Origin of the sequence: Streptomyces sp. MS191 (genome assembly GCF_008042125.1) — a bacterium.
Lineage (GTDB): Bacteria > Actinomycetota > Actinomycetes > Streptomycetales > Streptomycetaceae > Streptomyces.
The window spans coordinates 106,684-122,867 of the sequence record NZ_RDBI01000066.1 but is presented as its reverse complement, the minus strand read 5'-3'; the positions used below and the strand labels follow the sequence as shown (position 1 = coordinate 122,867).

Sequence of the window (16,184 nt, the reverse complement as noted above, 5' to 3'; positions counted from 1 at the left end):
GGGCGGCCAGGTCGTGGGCGACGAGGTGGGGGTCGGTACGGGAGAGGTCCGCGAGGCGGGCGCGATGGGCGTCGGTCAGCAGCCGGTCGGCGATGCCGGGGCCCATGGCGAGCAGCAGCGCCGGCCTTCCGTCCGCCGTCTCGGGCCCACCGGCCGGCCGCGGGATGTCAGTGGTGTCGTGCATCGTGGGACGAGAGCTCCTCACTTGACGCTGCCGGCGGTCAGACCCGCCTTCCAGTGACGCTGGAGGGAGACGAAGGCGACGACGAGGGGGACGACGGCGAGCAGGGATCCGGTGACGACGAGGGGGTAGAAGTCGGGTTCCGCGTGGGCGTTGCTGTTCCATGCGTACAGGCCGAGGCTCAGCGGGAAGAGCTTCTGGTCCGAAAGCATCACCAGGGGGAGGAAGAAGTTGTTCCAGATAGCGGTGAACTGGAAGAGGAAGACGGTGACGAAGCCCGGCATCACCATGCGCAGACCGATCGACCAGAAGGTGCGCAGTTCGCCGGCACCGTCGATGCGGGCGGCCTCGAGCGCCTCGTCGGGTATGTAGCCGGAGCTGAACACCCGGGCCAGGTAGACCCCGAAGGGGTTGACCAGGACGGGCACGAGCACGGCCCAGTAGGTGTTGACGACGCCCACCTTGCTGGCGAGCAGGTACATCGGCAGGGCCAGGGCCGTGGTGGGCACCAGCACGCCGAGCAGGACGACGCCGAACAGCTTCTCCTTGCCGGGGAAGTCGTACTTGTCGAAGGCGTAGCCGGCGGCGACGCTGACCAGCGAGCAGGCGAGGGCGCCGACGCCCGCGTACAGCAGGCTGTTGACGTACCAGTGGAAGTAGATGCCGTCGTTGTAGTCGGCCAGGCGCGAGAGGTTGCCGCCGAGGTCGAAGCCCTCGAAGGAGAAGGCGTTCCCGGCGAGCAGGCCACCCGCGTCCTTGGTGGCCGCGGTCAGCAGCCAGACGAGCGGGAAGAGCATGTAGACGACGGCGAGGACGAGCGCGCCGTTGACGGCGGTCCTGGAGAGCCAGGCGCTCCGGGTGCGGGGCTTGCTCATGCGCGCTTCTCCCTGCGGTCGGCGCGGCCCGTCAGGCGGGTGACGCCGAAGGACAGCAGCGCGGCGGTGAGCGCGAGCAGGACGGACGCGGCGGCGGCCAGTCCGTAGTCGTTGCGGTCGAAGGCCGCGGTGTACGCGTACATGTTCGGCGTCCAGGTCGAGGTGACGGCGGAGCCCGTGCCCTTGTTGAGGATCAGCGGCTCGGTGAACAGCTGCAGGGATCCGATGACGGTGAACAGGCCGACCATGGCGAGCGAGGCCCGGATCAGCGGGACCTTGATGCTGAACGCGATGCGCCAGGAGTTCGCGCCGTCGACGGTGGCCGCTTCGAGCACGGAGCGGTCGATGGCCTGGAGGGCGGCGTAGAAGATCACCATGTTGTACCCGAGCCACTCCCACAGCGCGATGTTGACCACCGAGGGCAGCGCGCCTTCGGGGGAGAAGAAGTCGAAGCCGACGCCGCCGGCCTCCATCGCCTCGACGACCGGGCTGAGTTGGGGCGTGTAGAGGTAGACCCAGATCAGCGCGGCGATGATGCCCGGGACGGCGTGCGGCAGGAAGAGCGCGAGCTGGAAGAACCGGCGGGCGCGGGCGAGGGCCGAGTCGAGCAGCAGGGCGAGGCCGAGGGCCCCGGCGAGCAGCAGCGGAATGTAGAAGAGGCAGTATCCGAGCAGTACGCCGAAGCCCTCGCGGAAGGCCCGGTCACCCAGCGCCGCGGTGTAGTTGTCGAGGCCGGTGAACACGGTCTCGGTGCCGCCGAAGCCCAGTCCCGACTGCTTCTCGGTGAACAGGCTGAGCCAGACCGCGTATCCGATCGGCACCACCAWCACCGCGGTGAACAGGACGAAGAAGGGGGTCAGCAGAACGGCTGCGGCACGGGTGCGGGCCTTCATCCGGTCAGCCCTCGACCTTCAGGCCGCGCTTGGTCAGCTCGGCGACGGTCGCGTCGTGGCCGGTGCGGATGGCGTCGGCGATCGTCGGCCCACCCTTGGTGATCTTGCCGAACTGGTCCTTGATGGCGGTGTTGGTGGTGCCGGTGGTCGGCCCCCAGGCCCAGTTCGGGCCGATCGCGGCGCCGGACTCCTCGAAGAGCGCGTAGATGTCCTGGCCTCCGTAGAAGCTCGCGTCGAAGACCTGCTTGGCGACCGGGCGCAGCGCGGTGGTGGCCGGGAAGGCGCTGGAGGTGCCGGAGGCGATCCGGGCCTTGACGCCCGCCTCCGTGGTGGACATCCACTCGGCGAACTCGACGGCCGCCGCCTTCTGCCTGCTGTCCTTGGTCACCGCGAAGGAGGTGCCGCCGAGCATGCCGCTGGCGGGCTTGCCGTCCCAGCTGGGCATCGGGGCGACGGCCCACTTGCCGCTCTGCTCGGGCAGGGTGCCCTTGAGGACGCCCGCACCCCAGGAGGCGCCGAGGTAGCCGATGGTGGTGCCGTTCTTGAGGGAGCCGGTCCACTCGGGGCTGAACGAGGCGTTCTTGTGGACCAGGTCTGCGTCGATCAGGCCCTGCCAGTAGGTCGCGACCTTGGTGGTGGCCGCGTCCGTGGTGTCGATCTTCCAGGTGTCGTTCTCCGCCTTGAACCACTGCGCGCCGGCCTGCCAGGCCATCGCCTCGAAGGTGGTCGGGTCATCGGGGAAGAAGGTGGCGATGCGGGCCTCGGAGTCGGCCTTCTTCACCTTCTCCGCCGCGGTCCTGAAGGCGTCCCAGGTCGTGGGGACCTCGACCTTGTACCGGTCGAAGAGGTCCTTGCGGTAGAAGAACGCCTGCGGGGAGGCGTCGAACGGGACGGCCCAGGTCCTGCCGCCGAGGGTGGTGAGCTCCACGGCCTGCGGCAGCAGCTTGCCGCGGTCGGCCTCGGTGAACTCGCCGCCGATGTCCTGCAGGGCGCCGGAGCTGACGAACTCCGGGAGCGAGGAGTACTCGATGGAGACCAGGTCGGGCGCGTTGCCGGCCTTCACGGCGTTGGAGATCTTGGCGTAGCCGCCGGCGGTGCCGGAGGGGATCTCCTCGAACTTCACCCGGATGTTCTTGTGGGAGGCGTTGAACGCGTCCACCACGTCCTTGGAGCCCTTGGCCCAGCCCCAGAAGGTGATGGTCACGGGCTTGCCGTCGGACCCCTTGGATCCCGCGGCGGACGAGTCGTCACCGCTGCCGCCGCAGGCCGTGAGAACGGCGAGGGCGGTCGCGGTGCCGGCTATGACACGAGAGGTTCTGCTCCAACTGCGGCTCACGGCGCGGCTCCTGAAGGCGGGTGGCTTGGAAGGTGTGGCCGTGATCCTTGGACCGTTCGTGACCGAAGTCAAGAGCGAAAGATTGATTGATCGAAAAAAGCTCAGATCGATCAGAAGGCTCGGCCGGGGCGCGGGGCCCCGCACGAGGCCCGCACCCGGAGCCGGGGGAGCAGGCTCAGATGGCGCCGGGGCGACTCCTCGTCCGGGGCCTCCGTCAGCCGCTCCACCAGCAGTTCCGTGGCGTGGCGGCCCACCTGGCGCTTGGGCGGGGCGACGGCCGTCAGGGGGGTGTCGGCGAGTGCGGCGACCTCGTCGTCGTAGGCGATCAGGGCCAGGTCCCGCGGCACCCTGACGCCCAGCTCGGCCAGTCGTTGCACGATCTGGATCGCGTCCACGTCGTTGTGGACCAGGGCCGCGGTCGCCCGGCCCGAGGTCACCGCCTCGTACAGGCTCCGTACGGCGCGCTCGAAGCCCTCCGGGTCCTGGTCGGCCGGTACGGAATCGATCACCGGTCCGGGCGCCGCCACGTCCAGCGCGACCAGGGCCTCGGCGTACCCGGCGCGCACCGCGAGGGCCGTCGGGCTGTCGCCGCGGGCCACGAGCAACGGGGTCCCGTGGCCGAGTCCGAGCAGGTGGCGCAGGGCGAGCAGCACGCCGTGGCCGTGGTCGGAGACGACGCGGTCCAGGCTGTCGAGCGAGGAGCCCGGGTCCGCGCGGCGCTCCAGGAGCACGGCGGGCACGGGGAGTTCGGCCAGCCAGTCGCCGTACGCGAGCCGGTCCTCGGGGCCCCGCCAGCCCGGTGCGACGAGCACCCCCTGCGCTCCGGCGGTCAGCAGGCCCTCGGTGCGGGCGCGGTCGTCCTCCGGCCGGTAGTCGGAGATCCGCAGCACGAGCCGGGCGCCGGCCCGCGCCGCCGCCTCGTGCGCACCCCGGATGACCTCGGCGAAGTAGTAGGTGGCCGAGGGGGCGAGCAGGCCGAGCACCAGGCCCTCGCCCGCGCGGCCGCCCGCCCCCGCGCCCTGGCGCTCGGGCCAGGACACCTGGCCGTGGACGCGGTCGAGGAGCCCCTTGGCCGCCAGCGCCTCGACGTCGCGGCGGGCGGTGACGGGGGAGACCCCGAGTCGGTCGGCCAGTTCGGAGACGCGGGCGGTGCCGCGCTCCCGCACCAGGGCCAGGAGCCGATCGTGTCGTTCGGCAGCACTCTCGCGCACGGTGCAGATCCCCCTCGCGGTGTGGCGGTCCGGCGGGATGCCGTTCCCGTGGCCAGACCTTCTCATGCGGAATGATCGAACGGTAGGAGTTTCGATCATTCGCTCCGAACGCATTGACGTTCGATCGAAGCGTGTTCATGATTCCGGGCGACGCCGCCGTCCGCCTCAGGGAGCATCATGCCCACGCCGCCCGAGAACCGTGAGCTCAGCCCGTACACCGGCTGGACCCGTGCGCACTGGGAGACGACGGCCGACCGGCTCCTGCTGGCCGTGCGCCCCTACGCCTCGCCCCGCGGCGGCCTGATCGACCTCCCCGGCCCCCGCCCCAGCTGGTCCGGCGTCCGCTCCGACGGCCTGGAGGGGTACGCCCGTACCTTCCTCCTCGCCGCCTTCCGCGTCGCCGGCGCCCAAGGCGGCGACCCGCACGGCCACCTGGCCCGCTACGCCGAGGGCCTCGCCGCCGGCACCGAGGCCGCCGACGCGGGCCGCTCGGGCACCGAGGCCGTCGACGGTCCCGACACCTGGCCCCTGACGACCGACGTGCGCCAGGCGATCGTCGAATCCGCCTCCGTCGCCCTCGGGCTGCGGCTCACCCGGCCCTGGCTCTGGGACACCCTCGACGACCGCACCCGGCAGCGCACGGTCGACTGGCTGCTGCCCGCCCTCCAGCCGTCGCCCGTCGACAACAACTGGTGGCTCTTCGGCCTCACCGTCGCGGGCTTCCTCCAGGACGCGGGGATCGAGACCGAACGCGCCGCCGCCACCATCGAGCGCTCCCTCGCCCGCATCGACCGGTGGTACCTCGGCCGGGGCTGGTACAGCGACGGCGACAACCGCGCGTTCGACCACTACAACGCCTGGGCCCTGCACTTCTACCCCGTGCTGCACGCCCACCTCTCCGGCGACCGGGAGCTCCTCGACCGCTACGGCCCCCGACTGCGTGCCCAACTCGACGACTACGTGCACCTCTTCGACGCCAACGGCGCCCCCCTGCCCCAAGGCCGTTCCCTGACCTACCGCTTCGCCGCGGCCGCCGCCCCCTGGCTCGGCGCGCTCACCGGCCACACCCCGCTCCGCCCCGGCGCCACCCGCCGCCTCGCCTCCGGCACCCTGCGCTACTTCCTCGAACGCGGCGCCACCGACGACAACGGTCTGCTCACCCTCGGCTGGCACGGTCCCCATCCGCCGATCGTCCAGAACTACTCCGGCCCCGCATCGCCCTACTGGGCCTCCAAGGGCTTCCTCGGCCTCCTCCTTCCCGCCGGACACCCCGCGTGGACCGACCCCGAGGAACCGCTCCCCGCCGAACGGGCCGACACCGTCCGCGCCGTCGCCCCGGCCGGCCTGCTCATCCAGTCGACCGCCACCGACGGGCTCGTCCGCCTCCACAACCATGGCAGCAACCACGTGCCCGGTGACGCGGCCGGAGCCGACGACGCCGGCTACGCCCGCTCCGCCTACTCCACCCGCACCGGCCCCACCGCTCCGCCGGCGCCCGCGGACAACCACTTCGGCCTCGYCGTCGAGGGCCGGCTCACCCCGCGCGGTCCGGCCGCCCCCCGGGGCACCGGTCCCGGCTGGGCCGCCTCCCTGCACACCCCCCTCCCCGGCATCCGGATCGTCTCCGCGACCCTGGCCCACGGCCGCGCCGAGGTCCTGGACCGGGCACCCCGGCTGCGGGCCGTGGTCCACGCCGCCGGCTCGGTCAAACACCATGTCACCGAGGCCTGCTGGGACCGCGGCCTCGCCGTCACCTCGGCGGCGGCGGCCAACGCCCTGCCCGTCGCCGAGTACACGCTCGCGGCGATCCTCTTCGCCGGCAAGCGGGTCCTCCACTCGGCGCTGCGCTACGGACAGGTCCGCGCCGAGCACGCCTGGCTGGCCGAGGCCGATGCGGAGGCCTGGGGCAACTACCGCCGGACGGTCGGCATCGTCGGGGCGTCCCGGATCGGCCGCCGCGTGATCGAACTGCTGCGGCCCTTCGACTTCGAGGTGCTCCTCCACGACCCGTACGTGGACGCCGCCGGGGCCCGGGCCCTGGGCGTCGGCCTCGTCGGGCTCGACGAGCTCTGCGCCCGCAGCTCGATCGTCTCCGTGCACGCGCCCCAACTTCCCGCCACGCACCGGATGATCGGTGCGGCTCAGCTGGCCGCGATGCCCGACGGGGCGACACTCGTGAACACCTCGCGCGGCTCCCTCGTCGACGAGGACGCGCTCCTGACCCAGCTGCGGACCGGCCGGCTGCGCGCGGTCCTCGACGTCACGGACCCGGAGGTCCCCGAAGCGGACTCGCCCCTCTACGCGCTGCCGAACGTCCTGCTCACCCCGCACGTCGCCGGCTCGCTCGGCAACGAGCTGCACCGCATGGCGGACCAGGCGCTGGAGGAGGTGGCGCGGTACGGGCGTGGGGAGCCGTTCCGCGAGCCGGTACGCGCCTCCGACCTGACCCGGTCCGCGTAGGCCGGTCCGGGCCGGGCCCGCCTGGGCCGGCCCGATCCCGACGACCGACCGAGGGCGTGTGGCGAAAGTCCCGCCTGCCCCGCGATCCGGGCGGACGGCGCTCCTTTCGCCACACGCCCTAGACTGGAGTGGTCCCACCCGGTCCGGGAGGCGCCATGACTTTCGTACAGATAATCGATTGCAAGACGAGTCGGATCGACGACATGAACCGGCTCATGGACCTGTGGGTCGAGCAGACCAAGGGCAAGCGCACCGCGACCCACAGCCTCATCGGCAAGGACCGCTCCGACACCTCCCACTTCGTGGAGATCGTCGAATTCCCCTCGTACGACGTGGCGATGAGGAACTCGCAGCTCCCCGAGACCGACCGGATCTTCCGGGAGATGGTCGCCCTCTGTGACGAGATGCCGACGTTCACCGACCTCGACGTCGTCAAGGACATCCAGCTCTGCAAGGCGACGGCCCGCCGGTTCTTCGAGCTGATCGGCGCCGAGGGCGAGCTCGCGCCGCTGGACGAGGTCTTCGCCGAGGGGTACCACGACCACGACCCGACCAATGTGCAGGACGTCTTCGGCATGGACGCCGTCCGGCGCGAGGTGGAGATGTGGCGGGGCGGCTTCGACTTCGACTTCGTGGTCGACGACCAGATCGCCGAGGGCGACAAGGTCTGCACCCGCTGGACCTGGAACGCCACGCACACGGGCGATTTCATGGGCCTGGAGGCCACCGGCCGGAAGGTGTCCATGACCGGCACCGTCATCCATCGCTTCCGCGACGACGGCAAGGCCGTGGAGGGCTGGTGGCAGTACGACCTGCTGGGCCTCATGGGGCAGCTCGGCGCCGTCGAGACCTGACCGGAGAACGCGCGACAGGAGAACGGGCGAGGCCCGGCGTCCCCGCGACGGGGACGCCGGGCCTCGGCTGCGTGCCGGGCGGGCCGGCCACGCGGGGCGTTCCGGGCTGCGCGGCCTGCGCGCCGCACGGGATCCGTGCGGCGCGTCGGCGTGCTGCCGTGGAGCGGTGTGTCAGTGCGAGTGGCCGTGACCGTGGCCGTGGCCCGCGTCCGCAGGCTCCTCTTCCTTCTTCTCCACCACGAGGGTCTCGGTGGTGAGGAGGAGGGAGGCGATCGAGGCGGCGTTCTCCAGCGCGGAGCGCGTCACCTTCACCGGGTCGATGACGCCGGCCTTGACCAGGTCGCCGTACTCGCCGGTCGCGGCGTTGAAGCCCTGGCCCTTGTCGAGCTCCGCCACCTTGGAGGTGATGACGTAGCCCTCGAGGCCGGCGTTCTCGGCGATCCAGCGCAGCGGCTCGACGGCGGCGCGGCGGACGACCGCGACACCCGTGGCCTCGTCGCCGGTCTTGCCGAGGTTGCCCTCGAGGACCTTGACGGCGTGGACCAGAGCGGAGCCACCACCGGAGACGATGCCCTCCTCGACCGCGGCGCGGGTCGCGGAGATGGCGTCCTCCAGACGGTGCTTCTTCTCCTTCAGCTCCACCTCGGTGGCGGCGCCGACCTTGATCACGCACACGCCGCCGGCCAGCTTCGCGAGGCGCTCCTGGAGCTTCTCGCGGTCCCAGTCGGAGTCCGTGGACTCGATCTCGGCCTTGATCTGGTTGACGCGGCCGTGCACGTCCTCGGAGTTGCCGCCACCGTCGACGATGGTGGTGTCGTCCTTGGAGATGGTCACGCGGCGGGCGGTGCCCAGCACGTCCAGACCGGCCTGGTCGAGCTTGAGGCCGACCTCCTCGGCGATGACGGTGGCACCGGTGAGGGTGGCCATGTCGCCGAGCATCGCCTTGCGGCGGTCGCCGAAGCCCGGGGCCTTGACGGCCACGGCGTTGAAGGTGCCGCGGATCTTGTTAACGACCAGGGTCGACAGGGCCTCGCCCTCGACGTCCTCGGCGATGATCAGCAGCGGCTTGCTGGAGCCGGCCTGGATGACCTTCTCGAGGAGCGGCAGCAGGTCCTGGATCGAGGAGATCTTGCCCTGGTGGATCAGGATGTACGGGTCGTCGAGGACGGCCTCCATACGCTCCTGGTCGGTGACCATGTACGGGGACAGGTAGCCCTTGTCGAAGGCCATGCCCTCGGTGAAGTCGAGCTCCAGGCCGAAGGTGTTGGACTCCTCGACGGTGATGACACCGTCCTTGCCGACCTTGTCCATCGCCTCGGCGATGAGCTCGCCGACCTGCTGGTCCTGCGCGGAGAGCGCGGCCACGGCGGCGATGTCGGACTTGTCCTCGATCGGACGCGCGGTCGCGAGCAGCTCGTCGGAGACGGCCTTGACGGCGGCGTCGATGCCCTTCTTCAGGGCGGCCGGGGAGGCGCCGGCGGCGACGTTGCGCAGACCCTCGCGGACCAGGGCCTGGGCGAGCACGGTGGCGGTGGTGGTGCCGTCACCCGCGATGTCGTTGGTCTTGGTCGCCACCTCCTTCACCAGCTGGGCACCGAGGTTCTCGTACGGGTCGTCGATCTCGACCTCGCGGGCGATCGTGACACCGTCGTTGGTGATGGTGGGGGCGCCGAACTTCTTGTCGATGACGACGTTGCGGCCCTTGGGGCCGATCGTCACCTTCACCGTGTCGGCAAGCTTGTTGACGCCGCGCTCAAGGGCGCGACGGGCGTCCTCGTCGAACTTCAGGATCTTCGCCATGGGAGCGGTTCAGCCCTCTCGGAAATCGGGTGGAACGAACCGCGCCCCGGGGCGCCTGGAAGGGGCCTCGGGGCGCAGCTCAAAGCATCTGCTTCAGGTACTTCGGGTACTTCGGTGAACTACTTCTCGACGATCGCGAGCACGTCGCGAGCCGAGAGGACGAGGTACTCCTCGCCGCTGTACTTCACTTCGGTGCCGCCGTACTTGCTGTACAGCACGATGTCGCCGGTCTTGACGTCGAGCGGCAGACGCTCGCCGTTCTCGAAGCGGCCCGGGCCAACGGCCAGGACGACGCCCTCCTGGGGCTTCTCCTTGGCAGTGTCCGGAATGACCAGGCCAGAGGCCGTGGTCTGCTCGGCGTCGAGCGGCTGGACCACGATGCGGTCCTCGAGCGGCTTGATGGCAACCTTGGAGCTGGCGGTCGTCACGATCCGACCTCCCCCTTCGGAGATCTCACGGGGTTAACTGTCTGAGGTGGCGACCAGGTGGATCCGTCGTCGCGGGTGCCGGACCTGCCCGTCGCTGTGTTGGCACTCTCCAGTGGGGAGTGCCAGAGCCGAGACTATGACTGCGATTAGCACTCGGTCAAGCGGAGTGCCAATTCAGTGCCGTGTGGCGATTCGGTCCCGCTCCGGGAAACGGTCTGACGGACCCTTTGGTTCCGCATGTCGGCCGGCCATCGCGTGCCGGCCGGCCCCCTCGTGGGCCCCGGCATCCGCGTGTCGCTCCGCCTTCACGGGCGGCCTCCGGTGCGGCCGGGCGGACCCGTGGGGCCACGACCGCGCGGCCGTGCGGAACATCCGGGCGGCCGTCTCGGTGAGGGTCGCCTCCCCGGCCCCGTCCGGGGCCGCGGCACCGGGGGCGCCCGCGCTCCCGCGGACCGGCCGCCCGGCGTGCGCCGCGTGCCGGACCTCCCCCACCGGGCCCCGCGCCGCCGGCACCACGACCGCGGACGGCCCCACGCCTTCCGCGGCCCTCCGGCCCAGGCGTTCGATCGGGTCCACGGACGAGGCGCAGCCCGTCACCGCAAGGAGCGCGCCGGCCAGCAGCAGTCCGGCCAGCGGCCGGCGCGCCCGGGTCACACGTAGTCCTCGAGCTTGGCGACCGCGTAACCCTTGGCCGTGATCGTCTTCATCACGCGGCGGATCATGTCCGGCATGGTGCCCTTCCAGTCCCCCTTGCCCCGGAAATGCGTGAGGACGATGTCGCCGGGGTGCAGGTCCCGGTCCCACTCGCGCCACTCCATGTGGTCCGGGAACGCCTCCGAGGCCCACAGCGGCACCGCCTTGACGCCGCACGACTTGGCCGCGGTCAGCGTGTCGCGGTTGTAGTTGCCGTACGGCGGACGGAAGAGCGGCGGCCGCTTGCCGAACCGCTTCTCGATGGTGTCCTGCATCCCGCAGATCTCCCGCTTCTGCGCGGCGTACGAGAGCCCGGGCAGATAGCGGTGGTTGAGGGTGTGGTTGTGCAGGGAGACGCCGGCCTTCTGCATCTTGGCGAAGTAGCCGTAGTCCTCCTTGACCAGGTAGTCGCTCAGGAAGGCGCTGTACGGGATGCCCAGCTCGGTCATCATCCGCAGCAGCTCGGGATCCTTCTCCGCCCCGTCGTCGATCGTGAGGAAGACGACCTTGTCCTTGGTCGGCACGGTGGTGAAGACGGGCGGCAGGCCCTCGCCGGACGTCTCGAAGCCCTTGCGGGTGGTGATCGTCGGCTTCACCCGGGGCGGCGAGGGCGCCTCCAGCGGCGGCTTGTCGAGGCCCCACTTCTTGGCGGCCAGCACCCGGGCGGCCCGCTGCTTGCGGACCTTCTCCACGTACGCCTCGAGGGCGCCGGCCGCCCCCTCCGCGCGCGGCTGCCCCGCGGCGGGGCTCGCGGGCCCCTTGGGCGCGCCGCCCGCACCCCCGGCGTCCGTGGAGGGCCCGGCGCAGGCGGATCCGAGGGCGGCGACGAGGAGGACCGCACCCACCGACCGTCGCGTACGGCGACCTCGCTTTGTAAGCATTCGTTCCTTTTGTCGTACTAGCTGCATGGCGCCGCATCCTGTCAGCGCGAAGGCCCTCGGGCGTCCACGCCGTCGGCGCGCCGCGCGTACCGTCCCCCGGCCGGCCCACTCGGAGGCAGGGCCCACAATGGGACGGGTGACCGACCTCGCCTCCTTCGCCGCCCTGCTCACGCCCGAGGGCCAGACCCTGCTCGCCGGCCTGCGCGACTACGACCCCGCGCAGGAACTGGCGGTCGCCTCCCGGCTGCGCCGCGAGCACCCGGCCGAACTGGTCACGGCGGCACTCGGGCAGGCGCGCCTGCGCCAGCGGGCGGTGGCGAAGTTCGGCGCCGAGGACGCCCACCGGATGTACTTCACGCCCAACGGCGTCGAGCAGTCGACCCGGGCGACGGTCGGCACGTACCGCGCCGAGCGCTTCCGCGAGCTGGGCGTGCGCAGCGTCGCCGACCTGTGCGGCGGGATCGGCGGGGACGCGATCGCGTTCGCCCGTGCGGGCATCTCGGTGCTCGCCGTCGACCGTGACCCGCTGACCGCGGAGGCGGCCCGCGCGAACGCGGCGGCCCTCGGGCTCGACGGGCTCATCGAGGTCCGGTGCGCGGACGTGACGGAGATCGACACGGCGCCGTACGACGCGGTCTTCGTGGACCCGGCGCGGCGCGGCGGGCGGGGCCGGATCTTCGACCCGGAGGCGTACTCGCCGCCGCTCTCCTGGGCGACGGAGGCGGCCCGCAGGGCCCCGCACGCGGCGTTGAAGATCGCCCCGGGCGTCCCCCACGAGGCGGTGCCGGACGAGGCCGAGGCGGAGTGGATCTCGGACGGCGGTGACGTGAAGGAGGCCGTGCTCTGGTTCGGCACGACGCCCGGCGCCCGGCGTGCCACGCTGCTGCCCGCCGGTACGAGCCTGAAGGGGCGCGGCCTGCCCGATCCCGCGGTACGGCCGGTCGGCCGGTACCTCTACGAGCCCGACGGCGCCGTCATCCGCGCCCATCTGGTCGCGGAGGTCGCCGAGGAGCTGGCGGGCGGCCTGGTCGACGAGACGATCGCCTACGTCACCGCGGACGAGCTGCGGACGACCCCGTACGCCACCGCGTACGAGATCACCGACAGCCTGCCCTTCAACCTCAAGAAGGTGAAGGCCCTGCTGCGCGAACGCGAGGTCGGCACCCTGACGGTGAAGAAGCGCGGCTCGGCGGTCGAGCCCGAGGAGATGCGCCGCAGGATCAAGCCCAAGGGCCCGAACTCCGCGACGCTGTTCCTCACTCGGGTCGCGGGCGCCCCGACGATGCTGATCGGTCACCCGGCCGGCCGGTGAGCCGGACCGCGAAACGGTAGTGGCCGGCGGCCTTGGCCAGCCCGACGAGGCCGTGCACCCACAGGGCGAGCCCGGCGCCCATCCCGTACGCGACGAGTCCGTAGCCGCCGTTCTCGCGGGTCGTGCCCGCCGGGACGGCGAACGAGATCCACAGGCCGACGGCGCACAGCAGGAAGCCCACCAGCAGCCAGCAGACGCTCCACCCCGGGGCGCGCAGCCGGGCGTCGGCGGCCGCGTGGCGGTCCAGCGTCGCCCACTCGCCCAGCCGGCCGCGGACCACCCGGTCGGCCAGGACCCCGCGAACGGTCAGCCAGACGCCCGGGACGAGCGCCCCGATGCCCAGGCAGGCGGCGACCACGGCGGGCAGGAGCGTGATCGGGTCGAGCGCGGCCTGGTCGAAGGCGGTCAGCAGGACGCCGACGAGGGCCCAGCCCAGCTCCACGAGGACCAGGGCGACCAGGAAGAGCGTCAGCCGCTTCCCGCCCAGCAGCCGGCGCCCGAGCTCGTCCAGCGCGAGGGCCCGGTCGGCGAGCAGCGTCTCGCGGTCGGGCCAGTTCCGTATCTCGGGCGGCGGCGGGGACGGGGGCAGCGGAGTACGACGGGGCATGGCGGCAGCCTATGTTCCGCGACGGCCGGTCGGTGGACCGGGCGTTCCGGGCCGTCGCCCGTCACTCCTGCGACGGGAGCGATCGCGCCCGGGCACGCAGGAGTTCACGCTCCCGTTCGTTGCGGGTCAGGTCCGCCGCCCGCTCGAACTCGCTCCGCGCCTCCTCCGTCCGGCCCAGCCGGGCCAGCAGGTCGCCTCGCACGCTCGGCAGCAAGTGGTAGCGGTCCAGGGCGGGTTCGCCCGCGAGGGTGTCGGCGATCGCCAGACCCGCCGCGGGCCCCTCGGCCATCGAGACGGCGACCGCACGGTTCAACTCGACCACCGGGGACGGGGCTACGGCGGCCAGCCGTCCGTAGAGCGCGGCGATGGTGCGCCAGTCCGTCTCCTCGTAGGTCGCGGCCCGGGCGTGGCAGGCGGCGATCGCGGCCTGGAGCGCGTACGGGCCGAAGGAAGCACCGTCCCCGGCGCGTTGCAGGGCCGCGAAACCGCGTCGGATCAGCAGCCGGTTCCAGCGGCTCCGGTTCTGCTCGGCGAGGAGCACGGGGCGCCCGTCGGGTCCGGTCCTGGCCGTCGTCCGCGACGCCTGGATCTCCAGCAGGGCTGCCAGGCCGTGCACCTCCCCCTCGTGCGGCATGAGCCCGGCGAGCACCCGGGCCAGCCGCAGCGCGTCCTCGCACAGCGCGGGACGCAGCAGGTCGTCGCCGGCCGTGGCCGCGTACCCCTCGTTGAAGATCAGGTAGATGACCTCAAGGACGGAGCCGAGCCGGGCGGCCCGGTCCCGCCCGTACGGCACCTCGAACTCCACGCCGGCCCTGGCCAGCGTCCGCTTGGCGCGCACGATCCGCTGCGCGACCGTCGGCTCCGGCACGAGGAACGCGCGGGCGATCTCGTCCGTGCGCAGTCCGCCGACCAGCCGCAGCGTCAGCGCGGTGCGCGCCTCGGCGGACAGGACCGGATGGCAGGCGGTGAACACCAGCCGCAGCAGGTCGTCGTCGATGTCGTCCGGGCCGGAGGGTTCGGGGTCGTACGTCTCCTCCGACAGCTCGCGGCCCACCTCGGCGAGCTTGCGCGCGTACGTCTCACGGCGTCGTACGAGGTCCACGGCGCGGTGCTTGGCCGCGGCCGTCAGCCAGGCGCCCGGCCGGTCCGGGACCCCGGTCCGCGGCCACTGCTCCAGAGCGGCGACGAGCGCGTCCTGGGCGATCTCCTCGGCGATGCCGACGTCGCGGACGATCCTCGCCGCGGCGGCGATCACCCGTGCCGACTCCATCCGGAAGACCGTCTCGACGCTCTCGGCCGCGTGGTGTGCTGTCACGGCTCACCATGACAGCACACCGCCCGTGACGCGGTCCGTCACATCTCTTCGATCTCGCGCACCTCGCAGGTGACCTTCCACTCCGGCGGGTGCACCTCCAGGAAGCGCTTGGACCACTCGATCGCCTCGGCCAGGTCCCGGCACTGGGTGATGGAGTAGCCGCCGACGACCTCCTTGGTCTCGGTGTACGGGCCGTCCGTGTAGCTGATCTTCCCGTCGGCCCAGGTGACACGGGTCGACTCGGAGGTGGGCTTGAGCCCGGCGGTCTCCAGCATGACCCCGGCCTTGGTGATCTCCTCGAACAGCGCGCCCATCCGCGCCTCGAAGCCGGCGTCGGCGTCCTCCAGCCGGAAGCTGCCCTCTTCGAGGCGGATCATGGTCAGGTAGCGGGGCATCGTCTTCTCCTCGGTGGTGCGGTGGCGGGTGCGTTCTCCCGCCTCTCACTCATACGTCGAACGGCCGGGGCCCGCATCGACACCACCGGAGAAGTTTTTTTCAGAGGTAGTCCTCCAGGCGGGCGACGGTGAAGCCCTGCTCCTGGATGTGGCGCAGCAGGTTCGCCGTCATCCGCGTCATCGTCGTGCCCTTGAGCTCGGCGGGGCCGCGGAAGTGGGCGAGGATGACGTCGCCGGGACGCAGCTTCCGGTCCCCGCGCTGGTACTGCATGTTCGTGATCTGCATCGACTCGCGCCACAGCACGATCGCCTCGACCCCGCAGGTGCCGGCGGCGGCGCGGGTGTCCTCGTTCCAGTTGCCGTACGGCGGGCGGAAGAGGCGCGGGGTCGTGCCGTACTCCTTCGCGAGCTTCGCCTGCTGGCCGCAGATCTCCCGGCGCTGGGCCTCGCGGCCGAGGGTGCGCAGGTTCGGGTGCGTGAGGGTGTGGTTGGCGACGCCGTTGCCGAGGGCGGCGAGCGGGGCGAAGTACCGGTAGTCGTCGCGTATCGCCGCGTCGGTGAGGAACATGGTGACCGGGATGCCCAGGTCCCTCATCATCGCCGTGAACTCGGGGTCCTTCTCGGCGCCGTCGTCGACGGTGATGAAGACGATCTTCTCGTTCGTCGGTATCTCGCTGACGACCGGAACGGGGGCGCCGGGCGCCCGCCGGATCGGCTTCGTCCTGGGTGGCGCGGGCGGGGCCGGCAGCGGCCGGAGGCCCCACTTGCGGTACGCGGCGATACGCGACGACTACCGGTACTTCGCCCCGCTCGCCGCCCTCGGCAACGGCGTCGCCAACCACACCCTCACGCACCCGAACCTGCGCACCCTCGGCCGCGAGGCCCAGCGCCGGGAGATCTGCGGCCAGCAGGCGAAGCTCGCGAAGGAGTACGGCACGACCCC

15 protein-coding genes and 1 pseudogene are annotated in these 16,184 nt (G+C 71.9%); 4 read left to right on the top strand and 12 right to left on the bottom strand.

What is annotated here, in order from left to right; all coding sequences use genetic code 11:
• The 5 genes and pseudogenes from EAO71_RS29150 to EAO71_RS29130 all read right to left on the bottom strand — a co-directional run.
• Positions 1–184 (bottom strand): annotated as a pseudogene (locus EAO71_RS29150) (hydroxyacid dehydrogenase); the annotation flags it as partial.
• 17 nt (positions 185–201) lie between these two features.
• The gene (locus tag EAO71_RS29145) at positions 202–1,056 is read right to left on the bottom strand and encodes a carbohydrate ABC transporter permease (RefSeq protein ID WP_147980793.1); all 855 of its coding nucleotides are present in this window, start codon (positions 1,054–1,056) and stop codon (positions 202–204) included.
• Positions 1,053–1,949, bottom strand: coding sequence for a carbohydrate ABC transporter permease (locus EAO71_RS29140; RefSeq protein WP_147980792.1), 897 nt, complete (start codon positions 1,947–1,949; stop codon positions 1,053–1,055). Before EAO71_RS29140 ends, EAO71_RS29145 begins: the two co-directional genes overlap by 4 nt.
• A 4-nt stretch (positions 1,950–1,953) precedes the next feature.
• Complete coding sequence (locus EAO71_RS29135) at positions 1,954–3,285, bottom strand: ABC transporter substrate-binding protein (RefSeq protein WP_147980791.1); 1,332 nt, start codon at positions 3,283–3,285, stop codon at positions 1,954–1,956.
• Between the two features lie 110 nt (positions 3,286–3,395).
• Positions 3,396–4,496, bottom strand: a complete 1,101-nt coding sequence (locus EAO71_RS29130) for a substrate-binding domain-containing protein (protein ID WP_147980790.1) — start codon at positions 4,494–4,496, stop codon at positions 3,396–3,398.
• A 177-nt stretch (positions 4,497–4,673) separates the two neighbouring features.
• Here EAO71_RS29130 and EAO71_RS29125 point away from each other — a divergent pair, with 177 nt between their 5' ends.
• Together EAO71_RS29125 and EAO71_RS29120 are read left to right on the top strand one after the other, a co-directional pair.
• A complete protein-coding gene (locus EAO71_RS29125) occupies positions 4,674–6,956 on the top strand; it encodes a DUF2264 domain-containing protein (RefSeq protein WP_147980789.1) in 2,283 nt (760 codons plus the stop codon).
• 155 nt (positions 6,957–7,111) lie between these two features.
• Positions 7,112–7,810, top strand: a complete 699-nt coding sequence (locus EAO71_RS29120; RefSeq protein WP_147980788.1) for an ester cyclase — start codon at positions 7,112–7,114, stop codon at positions 7,808–7,810.
• Positions 7,811–7,981: 171 nt separating this feature from the next.
• On the opposite strand, the gene groL is transcribed toward EAO71_RS29120, so the two are convergent.
• From groL to EAO71_RS29105, 3 genes are all read right to left on the bottom strand, one after another.
• Positions 7,982–9,610, bottom strand: a complete 1,629-nt coding sequence (gene groL, locus EAO71_RS29115) for a chaperonin GroEL (RefSeq protein ID WP_147980787.1) — start codon at positions 9,608–9,610, stop codon at positions 7,982–7,984.
• 119 nt (positions 9,611–9,729) lie between these two features.
• Positions 9,730–10,038, bottom strand: a complete 309-nt coding sequence (gene groES, locus EAO71_RS29110) for a co-chaperone GroES (RefSeq protein ID WP_005313390.1) — start codon at positions 10,036–10,038, stop codon at positions 9,730–9,732.
• Positions 10,039–10,688: 650 nt separating this feature from the next.
• Positions 10,689–11,612, bottom strand: a complete 924-nt coding sequence (locus EAO71_RS29105) for a polysaccharide deacetylase family protein (RefSeq protein WP_261992403.1) — start codon at positions 11,610–11,612, stop codon at positions 10,689–10,691.
• Positions 11,613–11,739: 127 nt separating this feature from the next.
• On the opposite strand from EAO71_RS29105, the gene EAO71_RS29100 reads away from it, so the two are divergent.
• Positions 11,740–12,924, top strand: coding sequence for a class I SAM-dependent methyltransferase (locus EAO71_RS29100; RefSeq protein ID WP_261992402.1), 1,185 nt, complete (start codon positions 11,740–11,742; stop codon positions 12,922–12,924).
• Here the strand turns inward: EAO71_RS29100 and EAO71_RS29095 are convergent.
• The 4 genes from EAO71_RS29095 to EAO71_RS29080 all read right to left on the bottom strand — a co-directional run bounded on the left by EAO71_RS29095 (position 12,869) and on the right by EAO71_RS29080 (position 15,884).
• A complete protein-coding gene (locus tag EAO71_RS29095) occupies positions 12,869–13,531 on the bottom strand; it encodes a hypothetical protein (RefSeq protein ID WP_147980784.1) in 663 nt (220 codons plus the stop codon). The genes EAO71_RS29100 and EAO71_RS29095 overlap by 56 nt on opposite strands.
• Positions 13,532–13,592: 61 nt before the next feature.
• A complete protein-coding gene (locus EAO71_RS29090) occupies positions 13,593–14,846 on the bottom strand; it encodes an RNA polymerase sigma factor (RefSeq protein ID WP_261992401.1) in 1,254 nt (417 codons plus the stop codon).
• A gap of 38 nt (positions 14,847–14,884) precedes the next feature.
• Entirely contained in the window at positions 14,885–15,241 is a 357-nt protein-coding gene (locus EAO71_RS29085; protein ID WP_147980783.1) for a YciI family protein, read from the bottom strand.
• Positions 15,242–15,341: 100 nt separating this feature from the next.
• Entirely contained in the window at positions 15,342–15,884 is a 543-nt protein-coding gene (locus tag EAO71_RS29080) for a polysaccharide deacetylase family protein (protein WP_261992441.1), read from the bottom strand.
• Here EAO71_RS29080 and EAO71_RS39250 point away from each other — a divergent pair.
• A partial coding sequence (locus EAO71_RS39250) for a polysaccharide deacetylase family protein (RefSeq protein WP_410094083.1) occupies positions 15,820–16,184 on the top strand: 365 nt, incomplete at its 3' end. The two genes, EAO71_RS29080 and EAO71_RS39250, sit on opposite strands and share 65 nt — an antisense overlap.

What these genes read in the sequence shown, in the direction of transcription:
- EAO71_RS29095 (WP_147980784.1), bottom strand. Translation starts at nt 13,531, where the DNA reads ATGCCCCGTCGTACTCCGCTGCCCCCGTCCCCGCCGCCGCCCGAGATA.
- EAO71_RS29120 (WP_147980788.1), top strand. Translation starts at nt 7,112, where the DNA reads ATGACTTTCGTACAGATAATCGATTGCAAGACGAGTCGGATCGACGAC.
- EAO71_RS29105 (WP_261992403.1), bottom strand. Translation starts at nt 11,612, where the DNA reads ATGCTTACAAAGCGAGGTCGCCGTACGCGACGGTCGGTGGGTGCGGTC.
- groL (WP_147980787.1), bottom strand. Translation starts at nt 9,610, where the DNA reads ATGGCGAAGATCCTGAAGTTCGACGAGGACGCCCGTCGCGCCCTTGAG.
- EAO71_RS29085 (WP_147980783.1), bottom strand. Translation starts at nt 15,241, where the DNA reads ATGCCCCGCTACCTGACCATGATCCGCCTCGAAGAGGGCAGCTTCCGG.
- EAO71_RS29145 (WP_147980793.1), bottom strand. Translation starts at nt 1,056, where the DNA reads ATGAGCAAGCCCCGCACCCGGAGCGCCTGGCTCTCCAGGACCGCCGTC.
- EAO71_RS29100 (WP_261992402.1), top strand. Translation starts at nt 11,740, where the DNA reads ATGGGACGGGTGACCGACCTCGCCTCCTTCGCCGCCCTGCTCACGCCC.